This window comes from Oryzibacillus soli (assembly GCF_051594765.1).
In the GTDB taxonomy this organism is placed as follows: Bacteria; Bacillota; Bacilli; order Paenibacillales; family NBRC-103111; genus Paenibacillus_AR.
This window is the reverse complement of sequence record NZ_JBPPGJ010000007.1, coordinates 1-23,714: the sequence shown is the minus strand read 5'-3', so window position 1 is coordinate 23,714 and position 23,714 is coordinate 1. Positions and strand designations below refer to the sequence as shown.

Below are 23,714 nucleotides of genomic sequence, written 5' to 3'. Positions count from 1 at the left end.
ATTTAGGCATAAACAATAGGATCACCCAATGTGCCAAACATAACCATAAGCAAGTTTTATCGTTTACCCATGACTTCATAATAACGTTTTTTTGCGAACTTGTGAACAAATTATGACATTAAAGATTATTATCACTTCTATAAAGAATTTTATGGTTTATATCACTGCAACATAGAATAAAAGAGGTTTTCGTCGATCCCGGTCGAACGATTCGGTGAAACATTCCAATTGCCTCCCCTCTTTGTGTTACAATACATACCAATATGTTCATGTCCATAACCGACCATAAAAGGAGTGGCACCCATGGCAGACACCCAGCGCACCGGCATCATCGATATCGGCTCCAACTCCATCCGTCTCGTGATCTACGAGGTGACGGGGCTCGCCGCCTACCGGGTCATCGATGAGAGCAAGGAGTCCGCCCGGCTGAGCGAACGGATCGATTCCGACGGCAGGCTTAAGGAAGAGGATATCGACGCCATCATCCAGACCCTGAATCATTTCAAAATGCTGTGTGAAGCGAACCGGACCACCAGCCTCCGGGCGGTCGCCACGGCGGCCATCCGGAACGCTTCCAATTCCTCCGAGATCGTCGAGACGCTGAACCGGCGCACCGGGCTCAGCATCGAGGTACTGTCGGGCGAGGAAGAGGCCCGGCTCGGTTTTCTCGGAATGATCAATACCATGGAGATCCGGGACGGCCTGGTCATCGATATCGGCGGCGGCAGCACCGAGGTCTCTCTCTTCCTCGGCCGGTCCCTGGTGCATAGCGTTTCCTTCCCGTTCGGCTCCGTCAACACCACCAAGCGGTTTACCCGTAACGGAGAGATTAGCCCGGAGGAGATCGCGCAGCTGCGCCAGATGGTGCTCTCCTCCCTGGAGAAGGAGCCCTGGATCAAGGGCCACCGCGGCCTCCCACTGATCGGTCTCGGCGGCACTCTGCGCAACGTCAGCAAGCTGGACCAGCGCGCCCGGAAGTACTCGCTGCCTACGACCCACCATTATCATTTGGATGGGGCCTCCGTCGACCGCCTGCTGGAGGAGCTGGCTCCCCTCCCCGTCGAGAAGCGCAAGAAGGTGGACGGCATGACCGGCAATCGGGCGGATATTATTGTCCCCGGTCTCATTATTTTACAGACGGTGTACGAATATACGGGAGCGTCTCACTATGTGATCAGCGGCGCCGGTCTTCGGGACGGTCTCTTCTTCGAATTCTTGAGCCCCTCTCGTCCGCAGCTCGATAACGTTCTGGAGCACAGCGTGCGGAACCTGCTCTCCCTCCACCCGACCGTGCCGATGGGCCATGTGGAGCAGGTGAACCGGCTGGCCCTGAAGCTCTTCGACGACATGCAGGATAACCATCACCTGTCCATCCGGACCCGAACCTATCTGCATGTGGCCAGCCTCCTGTACCGCATCGGGGTGACGGTCTTCTATTATGATTATGCGAAGCACACCTATTATCTGATTGCCCATTCCCGACTGTACGGTCTGACCCACCGGGAGATTCTCATCTGTGCCTTGATCGCTTCCTATAAGAATAAGAACCGGACCCGGCAGCTGTACCAGGAGCATAAGGACATCCTGACCGAATCCGACTGCCAGCTGATCATCCGGCTGGGCATGCTGCTTCACTTGGCCGTGGCCCTGGACCGGAGCGAGACACAGCCCATCCGCCATCTGACCGCGCTGCACAAAAAAAATGAGCTGGAGCTGCAGCTTGTCAGCCGCCATACTCCGCTCATTGAGATTCGTGAAATAGAAGGTCTTGTGAAGGAATTCAAGAAGGTCTGGGGACTAACCCTTCGGCTTCGGCATGATCCGGACGCTTCCACAAACCGATATTCATCGACTTGAATTGGCTCCGGAAGGCCGGCTGGTCCTCAGGCTCCCGCTGGATGTACATGCCGTTCGGCTGCAGCACCCGGGCCTTGACGTTGTCGTACAGCGAGATCTGCAGAATGCGGATCAGCATCCGCTGCAGCGGCATGTCGAGGACGGGGCACAGCAGCTCCACCCGGCGGGTCAGATTCCGGCTCATCCAGTCGGCGCTGGAGATATACACCTCCGGCTGCCCCCCGTTCTCGAAGTAGATGATCCGCGAATGCTCCAGGAACCGGTCCACGATGCTGCGGACCGTTATATTCTCACTTAAGCCTGCAACGCCCGGCCGGAGACAGCATACGCCCCGGATGATCAGATCCACCTTGACGCCCGCCTGGGACGCCACATAGAGCTCGTCGATGGTCTCTTGATGGGACAGCGAGTTCATCTTGGCGATAATCCGGGCGGGCTTGCCTGCTCTGGCGTGCTCCGCCTCCCGCCGGAAGAGCTCCTCCAGACGGTGCCGGAGATTGGTCGGAGCAACGGACAGGGTCTGCATATGGGTCGGGGTCGAATACCCCGTAATCTCATTAAACAAGCCGGAGGCGTCCTCGCCCACCAAAGGGTTGGACGTGAACAGGCCGACATCCGTATACAGGCGCGCGGTGCTTCCGTTGTAATTGCCCGTCCCTACGTGCACGTAGCGCCGGAGGGATTCATTTTCCTGCCGGACCACCAGTGTGATCTTGGCGTGGGTCTTCAATCCGACCAGGCCGTATACCACGTGGCACCCGGATTTCTCCAGCTTACGCGCCCAGGCAATGTTCCGCTCCTCGTCGAAGCGCGCCTTCAGCTCCACCACCACGGTCACCTGCTTGCCGGACTCCGCGGCGTTAGCCAGTGCCTGCACGAGCACCGACTGACCGCTGATCCGGTACAGGGTCATCTTGATGGCCAGCACCTTGGGATCATACGCCGCTTGGACGATGAAGTCCTCCACGGCCTCGAAGGATTCGTACGGATGATAGACCAGAACATCGCGGTGCCGGAGCACCTCGAAGATATCGTCGTTGTCGTCGAACTCCTTCGGATAGACCGGCTCCACCGCCGGGTAACGCAGATGGGCGAGCCCCTCCAGCTGGGACTGCAGCTTCATGAAGAAGCTCAGGTCGATGGGACCGTCGATCTCGAACACATTGTCCTCGATCTCGAATTCCTCCCGCAGCATCTCCAGCGCATACGGGTGCATCCCCTTCTCCACCTCCAGCCGGACCGGGGCTCCCCAGCGCCTGCGCCGGAGCTCCTTCTCGATCTCCTCCAGAAGATCCTCCGCCCCTTCTTCGTTCAAGGTCAGGTCGGCGTTGCGGGTCAGCCGGAAGGCGTTCACCGCCACCGGGTTATATCCAGTGAACAAGGTATGGATATGCTCCTCGATCAAGTCCTCCATCAGGACGAACTCATGCTTCTTGCTGTTGTTCCGGGTGGGCATCGCGATGTACCGGGACAGGTTGGAGGGAACCTGAACGATGGCGAAATACGGCTCCTCCTCTGGGTCCTCCCCATCCTTCGTCAGCACCACCGCCATATACAGCGCCTGCGTGTGCACCAGCGGGAAGGGTCTCGACTGGTCCACAGCCATCGGAGTCAGCACCGGGAAGATGATGTCGTGGAAGTATTGGTCCATGGCCTTCTTCTGCGTGGCTGTCAGATCGGCGTAATCCGTAATGTAGATGCCTTCCTTGGACAGCTGCCGCATGATATCCCGGTACGTCTTGTACTGCTCGGCCACCATGCGGCCCGTCCGCTTCATGATCCGTTTCAAGAGACCGGAAGGCAGATAGCCGGTGAAATCCTTCTTCTGATAGCCCGCCTTCAGCTGGTCATAGATTCCTGCGACCCGGACGCTCATGAATTCATCCAGGTTGGAGGACACAATGGCCAGGAACTTGACCCGCTCCAATAGCGGTGTCGTGCTGTCCTGCGCCTCCTGCAGCACCCTCCAGTTGAACTCAATCCAGCTTAGGTCGCGGTTGATATAGTTGGATGCCGGGGTTTTGGTCGTTGTCATAATGCCTCCGTCGGATTTCGTCCTAATATGTCTATGAATCCATTATCCGTTGAGTATGTAAAGTTGCAACCCAAGATTTGTTAAAATCATGTAAACTTTCGAGCCCTCTTCACATTTTATTAACAATTCACTGCTTTTATCCTTTCTTCCTGCAGTTTCTGTCCGCCTGCCCGGCATGGTACAATGATACAAAACCGTTGCAGTCCCTTTATCGAAAGGATGAATGCTTATGGATCGAACCCTGCAGCAGCAGCTCTTGCGGGGACTCTGGGTGGCGTTATGGGCGCTCGCAGCCGTAGCCGCCTTGTACTACTTGACGCCGCTGGTGGCGCCGTTTCTGTTCGGTTGGCTGATCGCCTATATTCTGAATCCGCTGGTGCACTTCCTGCAGAAGCGCACACGGGCTCCCCGGTGGCTGGCGGTTACCGTATCCCTGCTCCTGTTCCTCGGCATATCGGTGGGACTCATCACCATAGCCGTGACGAACATCGTGCTGGAGATCAATGACTTGTCCGCCCTGATCCAGAGCAATATGGAGAAGTGGAAAACCTCCTTCACGGCGTTCGTGAACTCCGACCACATTCAGCATCTGATCACCCGGATTACGACGTATTATAATGAGAATCCGCAATATCAGGATACCATCAATTCCAACCTGAACTCCACCGGCAAAACCGTCACCGACTTCGTATCCCGCGCCGTGAGCTTCGTGGTCAACAACGTGCTCTACCTGGCCGCGAGCCTGCCGAATATGGCCACCGTCACCGTTGTTGCCCTGCTGGCCGCCTTCCTGATCAGCTTTGATTGGAACCGGCTGAACCGCAAGCTCGGCGAGTGGACGCCCGGCTTCGTCGCCCGTCCCGTCCGCTTGATCTGGATCGATCTTCAGAAGGCCCTCTTCGGCTACATGCGGGCTCAGCTCATTCTGATCTCCATCACGGCCATGTTCGTCATCATCGGATTATTAATCCTCCGTGTGGAGTATGCCATTACCATCGGCCTTCTGATCGGCTTCGTTGACCTGCTGCCATATCTCGGAACAGGCGCTGCCATGGTCCCCTGGATCATCTTCTGCTTCATTCAGGACAATTACTATCTGGGAATCGGCCTGAGCATTCTGTACGGGATCATCCTTGTTGCCCGCCAGATCCTCGAGCCCAAGATTCTGGCCACCAGCATCGGGCTGGAGGCGCTGCCGACTCTGATCGCCATGTATGTGGGATTGAAGCTCTTCGGGTTCCTGGGGCTGATTATCGGTCCCGTCACCCTGATTCTCTTGACGACGTTCCAGCGGTCCGGCGTATTCCGGGATCTCTGGAGATACATCCGGCACGGCAAAGCCTCCGATGCCTAAGAGCCGCTCCGCTTCCCGCGGAGCGGCTTTTTGGTGTGCGGCCGTCAACGCCGCCAGTAGAAGTTCACATTCCCCCGACCGATCATACGTCGGATGATCCACAGCAGCAGGAGCTTCGCCACCGGTCTTGTAAAAGGAAGGACCAGAAACAGTCCGGCCAGGTCCGTCACAAACCCGGGCGTCACCAGCAGCAGGCCGCCGGCGAAGATGCAGATCCCGTCCAGGATCGAGTCCGTGGGGATCTCGCCCCGGGAGAGGCGGTGCTGCGCATAATCCCACACTCTGCGGGCTTCGCGCTTGGCCAGATAAGCCCCAAGAAAGCCGCTGACGAGAATCAGCGCGAAGGTCTCCCAGCCTCCGATCAACCGGCCCATGGAGAACAAGACGAAGATTTCCGTTGCCGGCACCAGGATGAATAAGACCAATAACACACGCAGCATCGTGAAGCCCCCCTTACTCGGATTCGGCGGAAATCTGATTCAACAACTGGTAGAGCTCCGGCGCTTCCCGGTCGATCCGTGCAGGCTTCCACTGCCGGTTCACCCACATGTGGCGGGTGGAACCTGTGACCAGCAGCTCCTCCGTGTCCTTATTGCGGATCTCGTAGGAAAATTCCAGCCGGATATGGCTGTGTCCGGTCATCATGATTCTGATCTCCACCCAGTCATCGTAGCGGGCCGGCTTCCGGTATTGGATCGTCGCATCCACTACGGGGAGCAGCAGTCCCTTGTCCTCGAGAGTCCGGTATTCCATGCCGCTGGCACGGATCATCTCTGTCCGTCCGACCTCGAACCAATCCAGGTAACGGGCATGATAGACCACGCCCATCTGATCCGTCTCCGCGTACCGGACGCGAAGGGTATGATAATAGGGATTCATCCTTCATCCTCCTGTTCCTCTCTCCATTATACATGCCCCGGTCCGGCGAAGTAAAAAGCCTCCGGAAACCGGCCTGTCCCGGTCAGCCACAAGCATCATGGAAATGTTCGAAGAATTTTCGGGATTTGGACATTGAATGCGTACAACCGTTCCCGTATGATAGGGGCATAGGCAGCAGACTTCATCGCAGCCGAGCGAGGAGGTGCAGGGAATGAGCGTGAAAGAGCAGGTATTGGACGCCATGAAGGCAGCCGGCAAGCCGGTTACCGCAGGTGAGGTGGAGCAAGCCACAGGGTTGGACCGCAAGTCGGTGGATAAGGCCTTTGCGGAGCTGAAGAAGGAGAACGCCATCGTCTCTCCGATCCGCTGTAAGTGGGAACCGGCGCAATAATCCGCATCACGGATCTTCGACAACAACGGAATTCCTCGGGATTCCGTTGTTTTTGTTTCTCATGCCGATATGCTTGTAGATAAGAGGGGGATCTGGTACAACTAGAAGAGACCGCCACCCTCGTCCCCAAAGGAGCTGCCGCCTTGCAAAAGACAGGAATCGCCCTCGCCGCTGCCGCCGTTCTGGCGTTCTTCCTCTTCACCGGCTATTCCGCCGTCCGAACCCTGAACGGCAATCCCCTCTCCACCTCGAAGGCCGTCAAGATCGCGGAGGATTACCTTCGTCAGGAATATGCCGGACAATCGCTCCATGCCGGCAACGCCACATACCTCGTTACGTATGGCCGCTTCGAGATTCCCGTCCTGGATGCGGATGACCGGGAGGTGAACCGTCTTCTCCTGCGGAAGGGCCTGAAGTCCGTGGAGGATACCGTTCGGAGCAAGGAGCTGGAGCAGCAGATGAAGATCTATCTCTTGACCCAATCCATCCGGCCCTTCGAAAAGGTGGAAGCCATCGTCTCCGTCCTCTACTCCGTCCGGGAGGATTACCGGCGGGAGGATAGTATCTGGCTGACCTTGACGGGTAAGCCGATGGATCATGAAGAGCTTGCGGCCTTCGGGCGCATCGTAGTTGAACGCACGAGAGCCTTCGGCGGGCAGCCGGACCGGTTCCGCCTGGATTACGGAACCGGTATCGGTTCCAGAAGCAGGCTGCTGGTCACCGGTCCACAGCTCGACGCCCCTTCCTATGTTCCTTATATCGGCCCAGCCGATTAGAGATTGCCACCGGCTCAGCCGTTGGTGACTAAAGGCGCTCCATTAGGGCTGGCCGTCCCCCTTCCGTCTGGATCAACGGCACATTTTCCTTTGGCTGATCATGTTCCCCTTCATCAGTCTCGATGAAAGGCATTTCTGCCTTTGATTGTGAATGAGTATCCCCTTGCTACCTTCTACGTGGTAACAAGCGGCAGATTTGCCGTTGATTTCGGACTTTACGTTAATCCGGTAGCAACCAAAGGCATTTGTGCCTTTGATTGCTAAGGAATCCCTAATCTACCTGGGGCGTTCTTATACAAAAATAAAGCCCCGACCAGGGAATGGTCGGGGCTTCATTTTTCTTACATCACGCTTTGTTTGCCGGAGTAGATGACGCCGAGCTCTGCGTATACGGAGGCGTCCATACCGTCGCTCAGCTTGGAGAGTGCACCCTCCACGCCGACGATGACCGGAATGCCCAAGGACAGGCCTACAACCGCCGCGTGAGAGGTGATCCCGCCCACTTCGGTGATGACGGCGCCGGCACGCTCGAATGCGGGCATATATTCCTTATCTGTGGTGACGGTAACCAGGATGCAGCCCTCGGTAGTCTTGGCCAGGGCTTCCTCCGGCGTACGAGCTGTTACCACTTTGCCTGTAGCGGTCTGAGTGCCGATACCTTGGCCCTTGGCGATCAGCTCGCCGACATGGTGAACCTTGATCAGGTTGGTGGTGCCGGAACGGCCCACCGGCACGCCTGCGGTGATGACGACCAGGTCGCCCAGGTTCACATAGCCTGCATTAACGCTGCTGTCGATGGCTTGCTCGATCAAAGCGTCGGTGTTGGCGGCTTCTTGGCCCAGCACCGGGATGACGCCCCAGATCAGTGCCAACCGGCGGATCACTTGCTCATTCGGCGTAACCGCAATGATCGGCGCCTTCGGACGATACTTGGATACCATCCGGGCGGTGTAGCCGCTCTCGGTGGAGGTCACGATCGCCTTAGCGTTCAGGTCCAGCGCAGAGTTGGCAACCGCTTGGCTGATAGCCTCAGTGACGGAGGTCTGCTGGGACTGGGATTGCTTCAGGAAGATCTCCCGGTATTCCAGAGCGGATTCGGCACGCTCTGCGATGCGGGACATGGTCTGTACGGATTCCAGCGGGTACTTGCCGGCGGCGGTTTCACCGGACAGCATGATGGCGTCGGTGCCGTCGAAGATGGCGTTGGCCACGTCGCTTGCTTCCGCACGGGTCGGACGCGGGTTGCGCTGCATGGAGTCCAGCATCTGGGTTGCTGTGATAACCGGCTTGCCGGCACGGTTGCACTTCTTGATCATGGACTTCTGTACCAGCGGAACTTCCTCGGCCGGAATCTCGACGCCCAGGTCGCCGCGGGCAACCATCAAGCCGTCGGATACTTCCAGAATCTCGTCCAGGTTGTCTACGCCTTCCTGGTTCTCGATCTTGGAGATGATCTGGATATAGTTTGCGTTGTGCTTCTCAAGCAGCTCGCGGATTTCCAGCACGTCGCTGGCTTTGCGGACGAAGGAAGCCGCGATGAAGTCCACGCCTTGCTCGATGCCGAATACGATGTCGTTGGCATCCTTCTCGGTGATGCCCGGCAGGGAGATCTTAACGCCCGGCACATTGACACCTTTCTTGCTCTTGATGGTGCCGCCGTTCACGATGCGGGTTACGATCTCGGTGCCTTGTACGTCGGTTACGGTCAGACCGATCAAGCCGTCGTCGATCAGGATGGTGGAGCCCACCTGTACGTCGCGCGGCAGTTCCTTGTATGTAATGGAGATGCGGTTCTTATCGCCCAGGATTTCTTCGGTGGTCAATACGAGGGTCTCGTCCTGCACCAGCTCGATCGGCTCTTCCTTCAGCTTGCCGGTACGGATCTCCGGACCTTTGGTATCCAGCAGGATCGCTACGTTCTTGCCGGTTTCCTTCACAGCCTGGCGGATGTTCTTGATGCGGTTGCCGTGCTCTTCGAAGTCGCCGTGGGAGAAGTTCAAGCGGCATACGTTCATGCCGGCATGGATCAGCTTCTTGAGATTCTCGAGGGATTCGCTGGCCGGGCCGATGGTACAGACGATTTTTGTTTTGCGCATGGTTTCCTTATCCTCCTAAGATTCGCGTATAGCTTGTACATGGGTTGACAGAAGCGGGGGCAGTAAAACCTGTGCGGCTTTCTCGTCCGATTCTGCGCTATTCATCTATGAAACCGTACCATATGACACCGTTCGGCACAATACGCTACGGATTTCAAACACATCAAAAATACCATCATACACAAGGAAGATCCTATGACTTTTGTCATAGGATTCCCCATCAAACCGGCTGATATAAGCGATATTTGCCAAATGATCGAAACTTCTGATACCGTCCCTCGCGCAGCTCCTCGTCGGAGAGCTTCATCAGCTCCTCCAGGTGCTTCCACAGGTAGGTCTTCAGCGTCTCGGCCTGCTGCTCCAGGTTCTTATGGGCGCCCCCGGTCGGCTCGGGCACGATATCGTCGATCAATCCGAGGCTCAGGATGTCCTGGGCCGTAATCTTCATCGCCTCTGCCGCTTGCGGCGCCTTGCTGGAGTCCTTGAAGAGAATCGAGGCGGCTCCCTCCGGAGAGATGACGGAGTAGATGGAGTGCTCCAGCATGAGAACGCGGTTGCCCACGCCCAATGCCAAGGCTCCTCCGCTGCCACCCTCGCCGATGACCACGCAGATGATCGGAACCCGCATGGTGGACATCTCCAGCAGGTTGCGGGCGATGGCCTCCGATTGGCCCCGTTCCTCCGCCGCTGCTCCGGGATAAGCTCCCGTCACGTCAATTAGCGTGATGATCGGACGGCGGAATTTGTCCGCTTGCCTCATGAGCCGAAGCGCCTTACGGAAGCCCTCCGGGTGGGGCATACCGAAGTTCCGGGCGATGTTGTCCTTCGTATCCTTGCCCTTCTGGTGGCCGACGACCGTTACGGGAACGCCGTTCAGCTTGGCCAGTCCGCCGACTATGGCCAGATCGTCGCCGAAGAGACGGTCGCCATGAAGCTCGATGAAGTCGGTGAATATGTTCTGGATGTAATCGATCGTCGTGGGCCGCTGGGGCGTCTTGACGATCTGAATTTTCTGATGGACCTTAACCTCCGCATACATCTCCTCGGACAGCCGAAGGTACTTCTCCTCCATACGCTGGATCTCGTCGGTGAAGTCGATGCCCTTCTCCTGTCCGAATTTCTTCAATTCCTCGATCTTGCCGCGCAGCTCCGCGAGAGGCTGCTCAAAAGGCAACTCACCGGCCAACTGCAACCCCACCCTTCTGCGAATGCATGTCCAAAAGCTTGATCAGCGTGGAACGCAGCTCCTTGCGGTGCACGACCATATCGATCTGACCATGCTCCAGATTGAACTCCGAGGTCTGGAAATTATCCGGCAGCTTCTGGCGGATGGTCTGCTCAATGACGCGCTTGCCCGCGAACCCGATGTTCGCTCCGGGCTCGGCCAGGATGATGTCCCCCAGCATGGCGAAGCTGGCGGTAACGCCTCCATAAGTCGGATCCGTCAGGAAGGAGATGTACAGTCCGCCCTTCTCGGCCAGCTTGGCCAGCGCCGCGCTGGTCTTGGCCATCTGCATAAGCGACATCAGGCTCTCCTGCATCCGGGCTCCCCCGGAGGTGGAGAACAGGATGAGCGGATAGTTCTTCTGGATGGCCGATTCCACGGCACGTACGATCTTCTCGCCGACGACGGCACCCATGGAGCCTCCGAAAAATTCAAAGGTCATGACGCCGATCACCACAGGAAAGCCTCCGATGGTACCCTCGCCGGTAACGATGGCTTCCTTCAGTCCCGTCTTCTCGACGGCCGCAGCCAGCTTGTCCTTGTAGCCGGGGAATCCCAACGGGTCCTCCGCCGTCATCTCACTGTCATATTCGAACAGCCGGCCCTCATCCAGCACGAGCTGGATTCGCTCGTATGCATTCAGGATGAAGTGGTGGCCGCAGCTCGTGCACACCTTCAGATTCTTTTCCAATTCGATGGAGGTTTGAATCTTCCCGCATTTGCCGCACTTGTTCATAAGCCCTTCGGGAATTTCCCGCTTCGTCTTTTCCGAAGGGATGGTGGCGTATTTTCTTTTCTTCTGAAAGATATCCTTTAACACAGTTACACCTCACCAGGGCTGATATCACCGAAAACCGCAAGCCGGGAGACGATTAAACCGCCGCCTATGTTAGGGTTGGACGGTCTTATTCTCAATAATCGCGTTGGGGCAGAATCGAGTTCAGCACTTCCTGCACATCCTGCAGCTCGCCTTCGGGGACCAGAATCTCATACTGGTTCTTGGTCAAGTTGATGGAACGGACTTGTACGAGAAATCCTTCCTCTGTGAGCTTCGTCTTGATCCGGTCCGCAATCTTCTCGGTCGGAGCAATATAGATTACCGTCCACATGCAATGGGTCCTCCTGGGCGTTTTTCATATGAAAGGATGAAAAACAGTTGTCGAAACACAAGATGCTCATTTTAGGCCATATAATGGATGATATCACAGAGGACCTGTACCCGCAACAGAGTGGACGGCCATTCGGCACCTAATTCCGGACGGTTCTTCCCCGATGGTTAGCTCTCCAAGTACTTGCGCACGTTCTTGTTCTGATGGGCGATCCGGGCGCTGGCGGCCGCCGCCAAGCCGGCGACCAGGTCGTCCAGAAATACGTGGATTCCGTTCTTATCGTCGTTCAGCTGACGGATGATCCCGCTCTTCTCCTTGTCCAGGTAGCCGAAGCTGGTCAGGCCGATCATGCCGTACACATGGATGATGCCGAGGGCCACGGTCTCGTCTACGCCGTAGAGCGGCTCATCCGCCTCCAGAATGGACTGCAGGGGCTCCGGCAGCAGCTTGCGTTCCGCCAGCTGGTCGAGGGCGATGCCGGTGTACAGGGTGAACTGGACTTCCCGCTTCTTCAGCACCTCGCGCACGCTCTCCTCGCATTCCTCCATGGTGAGCTCCGGATTATAGGGCAGCTGGAGCCGATAGACGATCTCCGCAATCTGTGGAATCCGCACGCCGCGCGCTTCCAGGGTTTCGATAATATGGCGTTCCGTCATGACAAAAACCTCCCCTATCCCGATGGAGCCTCCCGCCGGACAAGCTGTCGGGCGGTGAGGCTCTTTAGGATATAAATGTATGCGGGAGGTTTCGGGTTTATTTCACTTTAGCCGAGCCGGGACCGAGAAGCTGCTCGATCCGTTTCAGAAGCTCGGGGTTCGGCTTGACGTTGTATTGCTCGCTCAGGGCAAGTGTGCGCTGGCCCCGCTCATAGAAGAGTACCGTCTGGAGTGGCCCCGGGCTCATCTTCAAGAGCGCCTGGAGGCGGGGCAGCACGCCGGCTTGCTCCTCCTGCTCGCCGATCTTGATGAAGAGGCGCTGCCGGGCCGCGGGCGCCGGGCCTGCAGCAGCGGCCGTGCGGGCCGCAGAGCCGCCGGGAGCCTGGGCCGCGGGCGCCGACGCTGCGGCGGGCCTCCCTGCCGCTGCGGCGGGGCGTGCGCGGCCCTGCGCCGCCGGGGCGCCAGCTGCCGGGCGGCCGGCCTGGCCCGGCCTCGCGCCGCCGGAGGCCCGCTGGGGCTTGGCCCCCGCCGCCGCCTGCCGCCAGCGCACGAAGGGCGCCGGGTCGAAGCCCTCGTGCAGCGGCACCACGTGCTCGGCGAGGAGCTTGGCAGGCTCCTCCTCATCCTGATGCTGCAGCTTGGCCCGGACCAGCACCAAGCTGCCCTTCTCCATGTGGGAGCTATACCGCTTCCAGCTCTCCGGGAAGAGCACCAGCTCCACCCGCTCGATCCGGTCCTCCACCTCGGCGAAGGCCATGGTCTGGCCCTTCTTGGTGGTGATCGTCTTCAGGGCCACCACCCTGCCCGCAGACATCACCTCACTGCCGTCGGGATGCTCCGCCAGCTCGTGGAGCGGGACCGGTTCCAGCGGCGCCAGGAGCTCTTCATAGGCATCCAGCGGATGGCCGGAGAGGTAGAGCCCCAATAACTCCCGCTCCAGCTCCAGCTGCTGGCCCTGAGAGTACGGGCGGATATCCGGGTAGTCGATCCGCCAATTGACCTCCTCCGTGAAGCCGAAGAGGTGCAGCTGGAGGTCCTCCCGCTCCTTCTTCCACTTGAGCGCCGCTTCCACGGTCTCGTCCAGCATGGCCAGGAGCTGGGCCCGGTGCCCCTGCATGGAATCGAATGCTCCGGCCTGGATCAGGGACTCGATGACCCGCTTGTTGCAGACCCGCAGGTCCACCCTGCGGCAGAAGTCCAGCAGATTCTCGAAGGGGCCGCCGTCCGCCCGCTCCTTCATAATGGATTCGATAGCTTGAGTGCCCACGTTCTTGATGGCGGCCAGGCCGAAACGGATCCGGCCCCGGGAGCCCTGCCCCGCCGCATCGGTGCCGGCCTCTTCCGGTTGTCTCTTCACCGGCGTAAACACTACGCCGCTCTCATTCACGTCCGGAGGCAGGACCTCCATTCCCAAGCGGCGGCAGTCGTCCACGTATTCCGCCACTTTCCGGTGGCTGCCCATAACGGCCGTCAGCATGGCGGCCATGAAGGGAACCGGATGGTGGGCCTTCAGATAAGCCGTCTGGAACGCCAGAACACCATAAGCCGTGGCATGAGCCCGGGGGAAGCCGTAGTCCGCGAACCGGACGATCATGTCGTACACCCGGTTGGCGTCCTCCTCCGAATATCCCTGCCGGACGCTGCCTTCGACGAAGTGCTTCCGCTCCCGGTCCAGCACCTCCCGCTTCTTCTTGCTGACGGCGCGCCGCAGCAGGTCTGCCTCGCCCAAGCTGAAGCCCGCCATCCGGGAGGCGATCTGCATGATCTGCTCCTGGTAGACGATGATCCCGTAGGTGTCTCCCAGAATGGGCTCCAGGGAGGGATGCGGATACTCCACCCGGATCGTGCCGTGCTTGCCCGCGATGAATTTCGGGATGAACTCCATGGGACCCGGGCGGTACAGGGCCAGAACGGAGATCATATCCTCGAAATCGGTGGGTTTCAGCTCCTTAAGCACCCGGCGCATGCCGGGCGACTCCAACTGGAACACCCCCGTGGTATCGCCGCGTCCGAGAAGCTCATAGGTCACGGGATCGTTATCCCGCACCCGGCCGAAATCCACCGGAGCTCCCTCCGCCTCCCGGATCCAGCCCTGGGTCCGCTCGATAATGGAGAGAGTCCTAAGACCGAGGAAGTCCATCTTCAGAAGGCCGACGGCCTCCAGATTCTCCATCGTGAACTGGGTCAGGGCCGTCTGCTCCGTTCCTGCCTGCAAAGGCACATACCGAGTTAGCGGCTCCTTCGAGATGACGACGCCGGCGGCATGGGTCGAGGCGTGCCGGGGCATCCCCTCCACCTTGCGGGCCAGCTCCATCAGCTTGGAGACCTTGGCATTCTGCACAGTATGAGCCTTCAGCTCCGGTGACAGCTGCAGCGCTTCCTCCAAGGAGATGCCCAGCTGGTTCGGGATGAGCTTTGCCGTCTTGTCCACGTCCCCGTAGGGCAGGTTCAGCACGCGCCCGACGTCCCGGACCGCCGCCTTGGCCGCCATGGTGCCGAAGGTGATGATCTGAGCCACCCGTTCCTTGCCGTACTTGCGGACCACGTAATCGATGACCTCATCCCGGCGCTCGTCGCTGAAGTCGATATCGATATCGGGCATGCTGACCCGCTCCGGATTCAGGAACCGTTCGAAGAGCAGCTTGTATTGGATGGGGTCCACATCCGTAATACGCAGGGAGTAGGCGACCAGGCTGCCCGCAGAGGAGCCCCGTCCCGGTCCCGTGGCGATGCCGTGCTCATGGGCGAAGCGGATGAAATCCCATACGATCAGGAAGTAATCGGAGTATCCCATCCGCTCGATGACGCGGAGCTCATACGCCAGCCGCTCCTCCACCTGACGGCGGTACTCTTCCTGCCCCCACTCCGGCTTGTTCCCGTACCGCTCCGCCATGCCGGCCCGGCACAGCTCCTCCAGATAGGCAGCTGCATCGAGGCCCTCCGGCAGGGGTGCAAACTCCGGCAGGATGGAGCGTCCGAAATCCAGCTCCAGCGTGCACTTCTCCGCTATCTCCAGGGTGCTCTCCCAAGCCTCCGGGACATAAGCGAACCGTTCCGCCATCTCCTCCGCACTCTTGAAGTACATCTGGTCCGTATGGAACTTCAGCCGCTCCTCGTCCTCCACCGTCTTCCCCGTGCCGATGCAGACGAGAATGTCCTGTACCTCCTGGTCCTCCCGCCGGATATAATGCACGTCGTTGGTGACCACCGTCCGGATGCCGGTTTCCCGGGCCAGCTGGAGAATACCCGGGTTCACCTTCTTCTGCTCCAAGAGGCCGTGATCCTGAAGCTCCAGGTAATAATCGGGACCGAACAGCTCCTTGTAGCGCAGTGCGATGCGCTTCGCGTCCTCGTACCGATCCTGCAGGAGCGCTTGAGAGATCTCTCCGCCCAGGCAGGAGCTCAAACAGACGAGTCCCTCCGCATGAGCCGCCAGCAGGGTGAAATCGATCCGGGGCTTATAGTGGAAGCCGCGCAGATGGGCTTGAGAGACCAGTTCCATCAGATTGCGGTAGCCTACTTCATTCTTCGCCAGCAGAATCAAGTGATAGATCCGCTGCTCCTGGCGAGACAGCTTGTCGGCCATGGAGCCCGCGGTGATATAGACCTCGCAGCCCAGGATCGGCTTGACGCCGTGCTTCACGCAGGCTTTGTAGAACGGCACTGCGCCGTACATGACCCCGTGATCCGTGAGCGCCAACGCAGGCATCCCCAGCCGCGCCGCCTCGGACGCCAGCTCTTCGATCCGCGCCGCTCCGTCCAACAGACTGTATTCACTGTGCACATGCAAATGGACAAAACCGCCCACGGCTCATTCCTCCTCATTCTTCCGTTTCTCCCGAGCCGACCGTATCATCTCCCCTCATCTTACCACATCGCGCCCCTGGATGCGAACATTTGATCCGTTTTCGGCAGATTCCGCCATTTGGTTCCCGTCACCCGGCGGCTTGACCTTCATCACCGGGTCTAACCCTTTCGGGACGGGCATAGATTGGTACTGCGGGACAACCCGACACGCAAGGCCAACCGTCTACTAGGGGGATTTCCCATGGAGCTGTTTCTGTGGAAGCTGTGGCTGAACTTCTTCGTCGCCTTCGGCATTGTCATGGGCGGCTGTCTCTTGTCGGGCATCTGCTCGGTGCTGCTCCTGAAGCCGCCATCAAGCACCATGATGTCCATCGCCGACAACATCAAGGTCTGGGCTATGGTCGCAGCTGTCGGAGGCACCATCGACCCTTTCCGGGTCATCGAGACCAACTTCGCCGAGGGATATCTCTCCCCGGCTCTGAAACAGATTCTCTTCTTTGCCGGCGCTTTCGCGGGTGCCCAAGTAGGTTATGATCTCATCAAGATGATCTGCAAAGGCGGCGTGCAATAATGCGCATCCCTTCCTTCGAACGGTACAAGGGCTGGATGTCCGGCTTCGGCATCTTCATCGCGGGAGGCATTGTGGGCGCGGCCGTGTTCTTAAGCGTCTTCCAGCAGAATATGTCCATCCTTCACCAGAAGGTAGGAGCCTTGACCAACCAGAACAAGACCTTGGCGGACAGCCTCGAGAGCCTGAACAAATACAAGAAGAACCAGCAGTACATCGGCAAGGTGGATGTGATTGTAGAGGTCGACGCCAAAAACTCCGCCGCCACCGACGTGAATGTCCTGAACGAGCTGAAGAGCCGGGTCTACAACGACATCAAGAAGGTCAGCGGGATTTCGGTCAGCGCCGTGAAGGAGGCGCCGGAGCATTTTTACGACCATGTGGACAAGAAGCTGTACCGGGGGGTCTTCGAGAAGGATTACGTGGTGACGGTCCGGAAGCTGATGGTCATCCAGACGGACTTCGTGCTCTATATTTCGTACGGGGAATATAATCCCGCTCCGAATTGATTTTTCCTTCCGGAATCGGTACGCTAAGGACAAGACGGTTCACGGAGGAGATCCAACCCCTATGCAATGGTTCCAACTGCTCTTCATCACCCTTATCCTTATTGCTCTGGCCGGCTCGGTCTTCTACAGCTTCCGTTACCGCCGGCAGCGGGATCCCGCCGCCAAGGGGCTGTCCGCCGCCAAGATGAACATCAGCATGGGAGCCCTGCTGCTCCTGCTGGCCTTGATGCAGGCCACCCTGTTCGAGATGAGCACGCTGCGTCTGGTCATGGCCACCCTGTTCGCCTTGATCGGCCTGTTCAATCTGTTCGCGGGCTTCAAGAACCGCTCCTACTACAGGACGCTGGGCAAGTAATCCTGCTGATTACACGCTCCCATTCCCCCCAAAAAAAGCCTTTCCCCCTCCAGCCGAATTGTCGGCCGGGAGACGGGAAAGGCTTTTTGTTCCGCCGTCGCCGGCGGCGGGTCTTAGGAGTCGAATACCTGAGCCGTCAGCATGGCCTTGGCCACCATCTTGCCGTTGTGATACACCTCCACGTCCACCTTGCCGAACTTACGGCTGATCTCGATGATCCGGGGACGCAGCTCGATCTCGCTCTCGATCTGGACGGGATGCAGGAAGTAGGTGGACATGTTGTCGATGACCATGTCGCCCTTCTTGTTCTCCTGCACGGCGCGGACGGCCGAATGTTTCATCATGGTGGTCAGCACGCCGGCGGATACGGAGCCCAGATGGTTCGTCATCTGCGGCGTCACGGTGCCCCGGAATACGAGGGCCCCCTCCGGAGACCGGTGCTCCTCGAAGCTGGCCCAGATCAGATCCTCGAAGGTCTCCCCAACCTGCGGCTGGCGCTGGATATACTGCATGACCTTCAGAACGTCCTTCCGGCTTATGACGCCGATCAGCTTGCGGTTGGAGTCGATGACCGGCAGGAGCTCGATGCCCTCCCAGACCATCAAGTGGGCTGCGGAAGCCAAGGAGGTCTGCAGGTGGACGGTCAGCGGATTGCGGGTCATGATCTTGTCCACGGTCTGCTCCGGATGGGCGCCCAGCATATCCTTGGAGGTCACCACCCCGACCACCCGGTTCCACTCGTCCACGACGGGGAAACGGCTGTGGCCGGAGTCCTCGATAAGCTGCTTCATCTCCCCAGCGGTGTGGGAGCCCTTCAGCGTGGAGACCTGTCCCCTCGCAGGGAGAATATCCTCGACGAGCATGATCTTCTTCTTGATCAGACGGTCGTCAATGGCCCGGTTGATCATGGAGGCTACCGTGAAGGTGTCGTAGCTGCTGGAGATGATGGGCAGGCCCATCTTGTTGGCCAGAAGCTTCACCTCGTCCGAGGTGTCGAAGCCGCCGGTGATCAGCACAGCCGCTCCCAGCTGGAGGGCGAAGATGTGAGCCTTCTCCCGGTTGCCGACGATCAGCAGGTTGCCTTCCTCGATATAGCGGATCATGGCCTCTTCCTGCATGGCGCCGATCACGAATTTGTTCAAGGTCTTCTCGAGGCCCTGGGCGCCGCCCAACACGATCCCGTCCACGATGTTGACCACCTCGGAGAACGTCAGCTTGTCGATGTTGTTGCGCTGCTTCTTCTCGACGCGGACGGTCCCGATCCGTTCCTTCGTGCTGACCAAGCCCTGGTTCTCCGCCTCCTTGATGGCACGGTAGGCGGTTCCCTCGCTGACCTCCATATCCTTGGCGATCTTGCGAACCGATATTTTGCTGCCGACCTTGAGTCCTTCGATATGGCGAAGGATCTGCTCGTGCTTCGTCAGCGAATCCTCTTGGATCATATTGGACATCTGTTACACCTCAGGTCCTATAATCTGTATCACACTGTTATTGTTCATTATAGTATAAGACCGTGCGCCGCACAATGAAAAAACGCAACCGGCCCCAAAAACAAAAGCCGCCGGCCCAGTCCTTCTCCTTACGGAAGAGGACCGGTATTCCGGCGGCTTTCGAGCTGATACAGGCGGCGGAGAGAGGAACGGACGACCCCTTCAGTGGGTCTTGCCGACCCGGATCCGGGACATCATCCGCCGCTCGGCCTGCCAGCCTCGCATCCGCTTGACCTGGCGCAGACGCTCCCGCTCCTCTGCATCCACCCCCAGCACATGGTGGAGATTCGCAGAGATGACCAAGAGCGCGAAGCAGATCCATACGGCGGAGAAGACCGTTTCGGACGTCAAGCCTCCCCCTGTGCCCAGGCGAGGGACGGCATAGCCCAGCATACCCAGGGCCAGTCCGGTGTAGAGAATATTTTTCCAACGCTTCATTGTACATCCGCTCCTTCCGGAAGGCTTGTTTACAGGCTTAGCACCCTACAGCCTATGCGGACGGGCAGACGTTTATGAATGGAACGCTTCCTTATGACTGCCAGATTAGGAACAGACTCTGGAGGAGGCCGATCATCCCGCCGAGGAGCACGCCTAGCCAGGTGATGGCCCGGAACTCCTTGCCGGATACGGAGAGGATGATGTTCTCCACCAGCTCGATGGGGAACTTGCGGACCTCCTCCTCCACCAGCAGGGGGAGCTGCACGGCTTCCACCAATCGCGGCATGTGCCGGACCAGCTGGTCCAGGAGCATGCCGGACGCAAGGGGAATCCGCTCCTGCAGCCAGCCTCTCCGGGGCTCCAGCAGCCCGCGGAGGGTCTGGTGGCGGAGCTTCTCCCAGCCGTAGCGGCGCAAGCCCGCCACCGCTTGGCCTGCCTGCTCCTCCAACCACTCCAGAGGCTCTGCGTCTGCCCTTGCCAAGCGGACCGCATCCTCCAAGCTCGTCTCCTCGAGGCGGATCAGCCGTTCTTGAATGAAGCGGTACGCGAAGCCGATCATCGCCGGCGATTCCAGCTGCTCCAGCAAGGCGGCCTTGACCCTGCCGGTCACCTTGTCCGCATCCATGAACATACTGGCCAGCGAGCCCAGGAAGCCGCCCGCCTGCTCCATGAAGGAGGAGGTGATCTGGCGCAGCATCCGCTCCCCGCGCAGAGACTCCAGCTCCTTGCGGAGCTCCTCGATCAGCTTCACCACCGCCTGCTCGGTGAGCGTGTTGCGCCGCTCCTCGCTCCATCCCGGAACAAGTCCGCCCAGTCGGCGTTCCGCCCAGCCCTCGTCCGTCCACATCAGGCGGAGCTGTCCCCTGGTCCACCCGGAGGCCTGAAGGGCCAGCCCGTCCAGCCGCCGCTCCAGCTCTTCGCGGGACCAGATGCGAAGCAGGAGCTCTTCTACAGTGTCCTCCCGGCTCATCCAGCCGTCGAGCACATGAGCCAGCCGCTCCTCCATCCGTTGGCGGAATGCCGGCTTCGACAGGAGGCCCCGAAGTCCCTCCGCCGTCACCAGATGATCCGCCACTACCTTCCCCAAGGAACGTCCGATCTCGTCCTTCCGTTTGGGAATGAGTCCGGGGGTGAACGGAACGCGGAAGCGCCCGATTCTTTTTTCCTCCCGAGGGTGAAACAGCATCTTAATCGCATAGTGGTTCGTAATGCCGCCGACGAAGCCGGCGACCGTCACATTGATCAGGATCGTTAGGACCGGATTCATATCACTCACGCTCCTTCTTGTCGTTACAGGGAAATGACTCCTCTGGATCCTTCGATTCACGGGCAGCTATCGGCACCGTGTAGGGCCCGTACCCTTAAATTTGCGGGTAAGCCAGCCGATTCCGAATCACCAAGGGATATATGTCCTCATATGATGGAGTAGTTCACGTTTCTACGATCAACACCGCCAGGTGCCGGGAAGGAGACCGTAGCATGGCCAAAATCAAACTGCCGGTCTATATCACAAGCGGCAGCCACCCGGAGGACCAGACCGTAGCCCTCGGCGAGGGTCTGATCAAAAAATGGAAAGTGCCCTCCCAGCAAACTGTCACTCTGCGTTTCGGTTCCGTTCGCAAGGAAGTCCGGATAGTTCCCTCCGGCTCAGCATCCATTCGAATGTCCGAACCTCTGGCCTCGCGCTTGGGGCTGCATCATGGCGTACACCTCACCGCAGCCTATCGGCCCTCCACGAAGACGCTCGTGCTGGGACCGCTGATCGGGGTCTTGGTTAGCCGTGTCTACAGCGGACTGCCCGACCGGCCCTTCGGGGCCATGACACCCTTCTGCAGAGAGCTGACGGATGCCTGTGAGCTGTACGGAGGATTCGTGTATTTCTTCACGCCGGAGGACCTCTCCGCCGGAACGTCAAGCGTGCCGGGATGGGTGTTCCACGGCCGTTGGACCAAGCGGACCATGCCCGCACCGGATGTCCTCTACAACCGGCTGACCTCGCGAAAGCTGGAGAACAAACCCATCGTACAGCATTTCATGCGAGATGTAAAATCCCGTTACAACGCCGTCGTCTTCAACGAAAGGTACCTGAACAAGACGGATGTGTTCCAGGCGCTGCGCAACGAGAGCGCCCTGTCCGGTCTGCTCCCGGAGTCGTATCTGTTCAAGAACTTTGCCATGCTGAAGTCCATGTGTAACAAGTATCAGAATGTCTTCCTGAAGCCCGTAACCGGCAGTCTCGGCAAAGGGATCATCCGCATCACCCGGCCGGCCGAAGGGGGATACCAAGTCTCTTACACCAGCCTGGGCGGAGTCCGCAAGATCAACTACTCCACCCTGACCCAGCTGTTCTCCTCGATCTCCTCCCAGATGAAGGCGAAGCGCTACCAGATCCAGCAGGGTCTGAAGCTGATGGAGGTCGGCGGACGCCCCGTGGACTTCCGAGCGCTGGTCCAGCGCAATCAGCAGGGCCAGTGGGCCATTACGTCGGTCATGGCGAGGATCGCCGCCAACAACACTTTCGTCTCCAACTTGGCCCGGGGCGGTACCCTGAGCACCGTCTCCGAAGCCGTCGCCAAGTCCAATCTTCCGCCGAGCAGCCGCTCCTCGGTAGGGCCTCGGCTCCGGAACGCGGCGGTCAACATCGCCAAAGGCATCGAAAACCAGATGGAAGGACATTTCGCCGAGCTGGGCGTGGATCTTGCTGTGGATTCGGGAGGCCGGGTGTGGCTCTTGGAGGTCAACTCCAAGCCGTCGAAGGACGACAATACGCCCAACGGGGACGGCAAGATCCGCCCTTCCGTCAAGCAGCTGGTCCACTATTCCCAATACGCGGCGGGATTAAGGTGACCCTATGGCCTCGAATCCGGTCGAACCCTTTCTTGGCATTATGACCCACGATATCGATGGGATTCCGCCCTTCGGCGAAGCCCCCTTCTGTGCCCGCTTGTGCCGGTTAGGGCGGGGCCTCGGGCTTCAAGTCTATGTCTTCTCCCCGCTCTGGGTGGATCCGGAGCGTATGCAGGTCCGCGGCTTCACGATTAGCCGGAACGGAATCGGCTGGGAGGAAGGGATCTTCCCCCTTCCCGACTTGATCTATGACCGCTCCTTCTTCGTGAACCGGAGCGATTATCTCCGCCACAAGGCGGCCGTCCGGCGGCTTCAACAGCTGAAGGCGACTCCCTGTCTGGGGCATGGGCTGAAGAGCAAATGGGAGGCTCTCGTCTACCTGGGACGGGATCCCGAGCTTCGGCCTTATTTGCCGAAGACAGTGAAGCTGGCGAGGCCCGGCCTGCCCGCCGAATGGCTCCGAACCGCCGAGCGGGTGTTCCTGAAGCCGCTCTCGGGCTCCCAAGGCAAGGGAGCCGCCATGGCCGAGCGGCTCCCGTCCGGCTATCGGGTCCGGGCCAGGGACTCTACGAACCGGTCCATCGAGCGGACCTTCCGCGATTCCGCAGGCCTGACCGCATGGATTCGATCCTTCACCGGCAATCGGAAGTATCTGCTCCAGCAATATCTGGAGCTTCAATCCGGCGATGGCACGGCCTGGGACGTCCGCTCCCTCGTCCAGAAGAACGGGCAGGGCTTGTGGGAGCTGACCGGCATGGCCGTGCGCCTGGGCGGCACCGGCAGCATCACCTCCAACCTCCACGGTGGCGGGGATGCCTTCGAGGTGCTGCCGTTCCTCGAGCGCCAGTTCGGTTCGGACCGGGCCGCCGACATCGCCGGCAAGCTCCGCTTTCTGTCGGAGCGCATCCCCCCGGCGCTGGAAGCCTCTAACGGGAGGATGGCGGAGCTCGGAATCGATCTTGGCGTGGACCGGAACGGCCGGGTCTGGATCATCGAGGTGAACACCAAGCCCGGCAGGTCCGTGTTCCACCGCCTCCAGCAGCGCCAGGAGAGCTACCGTGCCGCACTCCATCCCGTAGCGTATGCGAAGCATCTGCTGCGGGCCGGCTCCGGTGCGGCAGCTTATCCCCAGACAGAGCCTTATTCACGCCCCCTCTCCCGTTGACGCATTTCGAAGACTATTTGCTCTACCGCGTGACGAGGTCACGCTTCCCTCGTCCGCAAAACTCCGTTGATGCTTTCGATGCCAGTTTTGCTCCACCGCGTGACGAGGTCACGCTTCCCTCGTCCGCAAAACTCCGTTGATGCTTTCGATGCCAGTT

Annotated in this window: 21 protein-coding genes; 9 read left to right on the top strand and 12 right to left on the bottom strand. The window is 59.2% G+C overall.

Translation table 11 applies throughout. The annotated features are described in order from the left end of the window. The first annotated feature begins 303 nt into the window (after positions 1–303). Entirely contained in the window at positions 304–1,857 is a 1,554-nt protein-coding gene (locus ACSEXW_RS10790) for a Ppx/GppA phosphatase family protein (RefSeq protein WP_438446157.1), read from the top strand. On the opposite strand, the gene ppk1 is transcribed toward ACSEXW_RS10790, so the two are convergent. Next, entirely contained in the window at positions 1,781–3,892 is a 2,112-nt protein-coding gene (ppk1, locus tag ACSEXW_RS10785; RefSeq protein WP_438446156.1) for a polyphosphate kinase 1, read from the bottom strand. The genes ACSEXW_RS10790 and ppk1 overlap by 77 nt on opposite strands. A 229-nt stretch (positions 3,893–4,121) precedes the next feature. On the opposite strand from ppk1, the gene ytvI reads away from it, so the two are divergent. Next, positions 4,122–5,246, top strand: coding sequence for a sporulation integral membrane protein YtvI (gene ytvI / locus ACSEXW_RS10780; RefSeq protein WP_438446155.1), 1,125 nt, complete (start codon positions 4,122–4,124; stop codon positions 5,244–5,246). A 44-nt stretch (positions 5,247–5,290) separates the two neighbouring features. Here ytvI and ACSEXW_RS10775 read toward each other — a convergent pair whose 3' ends face one another. Together ACSEXW_RS10775 and ACSEXW_RS10770 are read right to left on the bottom strand one after the other, a co-directional pair. Then, positions 5,291–5,686, bottom strand: coding sequence for an FxsA family protein (locus tag ACSEXW_RS10775; protein WP_438446154.1), 396 nt, complete (start codon positions 5,684–5,686; stop codon positions 5,291–5,293). 13 nt (positions 5,687–5,699) lie between these two features. Continuing rightward, the gene (locus tag ACSEXW_RS10770; protein WP_438446153.1) at positions 5,700–6,125 is read right to left on the bottom strand and encodes an acyl-CoA thioesterase; all 426 of its coding nucleotides are present in this window, start codon (positions 6,123–6,125) and stop codon (positions 5,700–5,702) included. Between the two features lie 211 nt (positions 6,126–6,336). On the opposite strand from ACSEXW_RS10770, the gene ACSEXW_RS10765 reads away from it, so the two are divergent. Then, entirely contained in the window at positions 6,337–6,516 is a 180-nt protein-coding gene (locus ACSEXW_RS10765) for a transcriptional regulator (protein WP_438446152.1), read from the top strand. Positions 6,517–6,659: 143 nt separating this feature from the next. After that, positions 6,660–7,292, top strand: coding sequence for a YfjL-like protein (locus tag ACSEXW_RS10760; RefSeq protein WP_438446151.1), 633 nt, complete (start codon positions 6,660–6,662; stop codon positions 7,290–7,292). A gap of 341 nt (positions 7,293–7,633) precedes the next feature. Here ACSEXW_RS10760 and pyk read toward each other — a convergent pair whose 3' ends face one another. The 6 genes from pyk to ACSEXW_RS10730 form a co-directional block, all read right to left on the bottom strand. Beyond that, positions 7,634–9,388 (bottom strand): pyruvate kinase, encoded by a 1,755-nt coding sequence (gene pyk / locus ACSEXW_RS10755; RefSeq protein ID WP_438446150.1) that lies wholly within the window; start codon positions 9,386–9,388, stop codon positions 7,634–7,636. Between the two features lie 220 nt (positions 9,389–9,608). Further along, positions 9,609–10,574 carry an acetyl-CoA carboxylase carboxyltransferase subunit alpha gene (locus ACSEXW_RS10750; RefSeq protein ID WP_438446149.1) on the bottom strand — a complete coding sequence of 322 codons (966 nt, stop codon included), beginning with the start codon at positions 10,572–10,574 and terminating at the stop codon, positions 9,609–9,611. After that, entirely contained in the window at positions 10,564–11,433 is an 870-nt protein-coding gene (gene accD / locus ACSEXW_RS10745) for an acetyl-CoA carboxylase, carboxyltransferase subunit beta (protein ID WP_438446148.1), read from the bottom strand. Before accD ends, ACSEXW_RS10750 begins: the two co-directional genes overlap by 11 nt. 91 nt (positions 11,434–11,524) lie before the next feature. After that, positions 11,525–11,722: a glutamate decarboxylase gene (locus ACSEXW_RS10740; protein WP_438446147.1), complete on the bottom strand. Its 198-nt coding sequence runs from the start codon at positions 11,720–11,722 to the stop codon at positions 11,525–11,527. A gap of 167 nt (positions 11,723–11,889) precedes the next feature. Then, on the bottom strand, positions 11,890–12,378 hold the full coding sequence (locus ACSEXW_RS10735) for a phosphatidylglycerophosphatase A family protein (RefSeq protein ID WP_438446146.1): 489 nt from the start codon (positions 12,376–12,378) through the stop codon (positions 11,890–11,892). A 97-nt stretch (positions 12,379–12,475) separates the two neighbouring features. Beyond that, entirely contained in the window at positions 12,476–16,186 is a 3,711-nt protein-coding gene (locus tag ACSEXW_RS10730) for a DNA polymerase III subunit alpha (RefSeq protein WP_438446145.1), read from the bottom strand. 240 nt (positions 16,187–16,426) lie between these two features. Here ACSEXW_RS10730 and ACSEXW_RS10725 point away from each other — a divergent pair, with 240 nt between their 5' ends. The 3 genes from ACSEXW_RS10725 (at position 16,427) to ACSEXW_RS10715 (ending at position 17,617) form a co-directional block, all read left to right on the top strand. Next, positions 16,427–16,756 carry a YtrH family sporulation protein gene (locus ACSEXW_RS10725; protein ID WP_438446144.1) on the top strand — a complete coding sequence of 110 codons (330 nt, stop codon included), beginning with the start codon at positions 16,427–16,429 and terminating at the stop codon, positions 16,754–16,756. Then, entirely contained in the window at positions 16,756–17,262 is a 507-nt protein-coding gene (locus ACSEXW_RS10720) for a sporulation membrane protein YtrI (protein ID WP_438446143.1), read from the top strand. The genes ACSEXW_RS10725 and ACSEXW_RS10720 overlap by 1 nt, the downstream gene beginning before the upstream one ends. 61 nt (positions 17,263–17,323) lie before the next feature. Beyond that, positions 17,324–17,617, top strand: coding sequence for a YtpI family protein (locus tag ACSEXW_RS10715; protein WP_438446142.1), 294 nt, complete (start codon positions 17,324–17,326; stop codon positions 17,615–17,617). A 113-nt stretch (positions 17,618–17,730) separates the two neighbouring features. Here ACSEXW_RS10715 and ACSEXW_RS10710 read toward each other — a convergent pair whose 3' ends face one another. The 3 genes from ACSEXW_RS10710 to ACSEXW_RS10700 all read right to left on the bottom strand — a co-directional run bounded on the left by ACSEXW_RS10710 (position 17,731) and on the right by ACSEXW_RS10700 (position 20,812). Beyond that, the gene (locus ACSEXW_RS10710; RefSeq protein WP_438446141.1) at positions 17,731–19,068 is read right to left on the bottom strand and encodes a DRTGG domain-containing protein; all 1,338 of its coding nucleotides are present in this window, start codon (positions 19,066–19,068) and stop codon (positions 17,731–17,733) included. Between the two features lie 201 nt (positions 19,069–19,269). Further along, complete coding sequence (locus ACSEXW_RS10705; RefSeq protein ID WP_438446140.1) at positions 19,270–19,545, bottom strand: hypothetical protein; 276 nt, start codon at positions 19,543–19,545, stop codon at positions 19,270–19,272. A gap of 91 nt (positions 19,546–19,636) precedes the next feature. Beyond that, complete coding sequence (locus ACSEXW_RS10700) at positions 19,637–20,812, bottom strand: DUF445 family protein (RefSeq protein WP_438446139.1); 1,176 nt, start codon at positions 20,810–20,812, stop codon at positions 19,637–19,639. A gap of 212 nt (positions 20,813–21,024) precedes the next feature. Between ACSEXW_RS10700 and ACSEXW_RS10695 the strand changes: the two genes are divergently transcribed. After that, positions 21,025–22,392, top strand: coding sequence for a YheC/YheD family endospore coat-associated protein (locus tag ACSEXW_RS10695; RefSeq protein WP_438446138.1), 1,368 nt, complete (start codon positions 21,025–21,027; stop codon positions 22,390–22,392). Between the two features lie 4 nt (positions 22,393–22,396). Further along, positions 22,397–23,557 (top strand): YheC/YheD family endospore coat-associated protein, encoded by a 1,161-nt coding sequence (locus tag ACSEXW_RS10690; RefSeq protein ID WP_438446137.1) that lies wholly within the window; start codon positions 22,397–22,399, stop codon positions 23,555–23,557. Positions 23,558–23,714 lie beyond the last annotated feature (157 nt).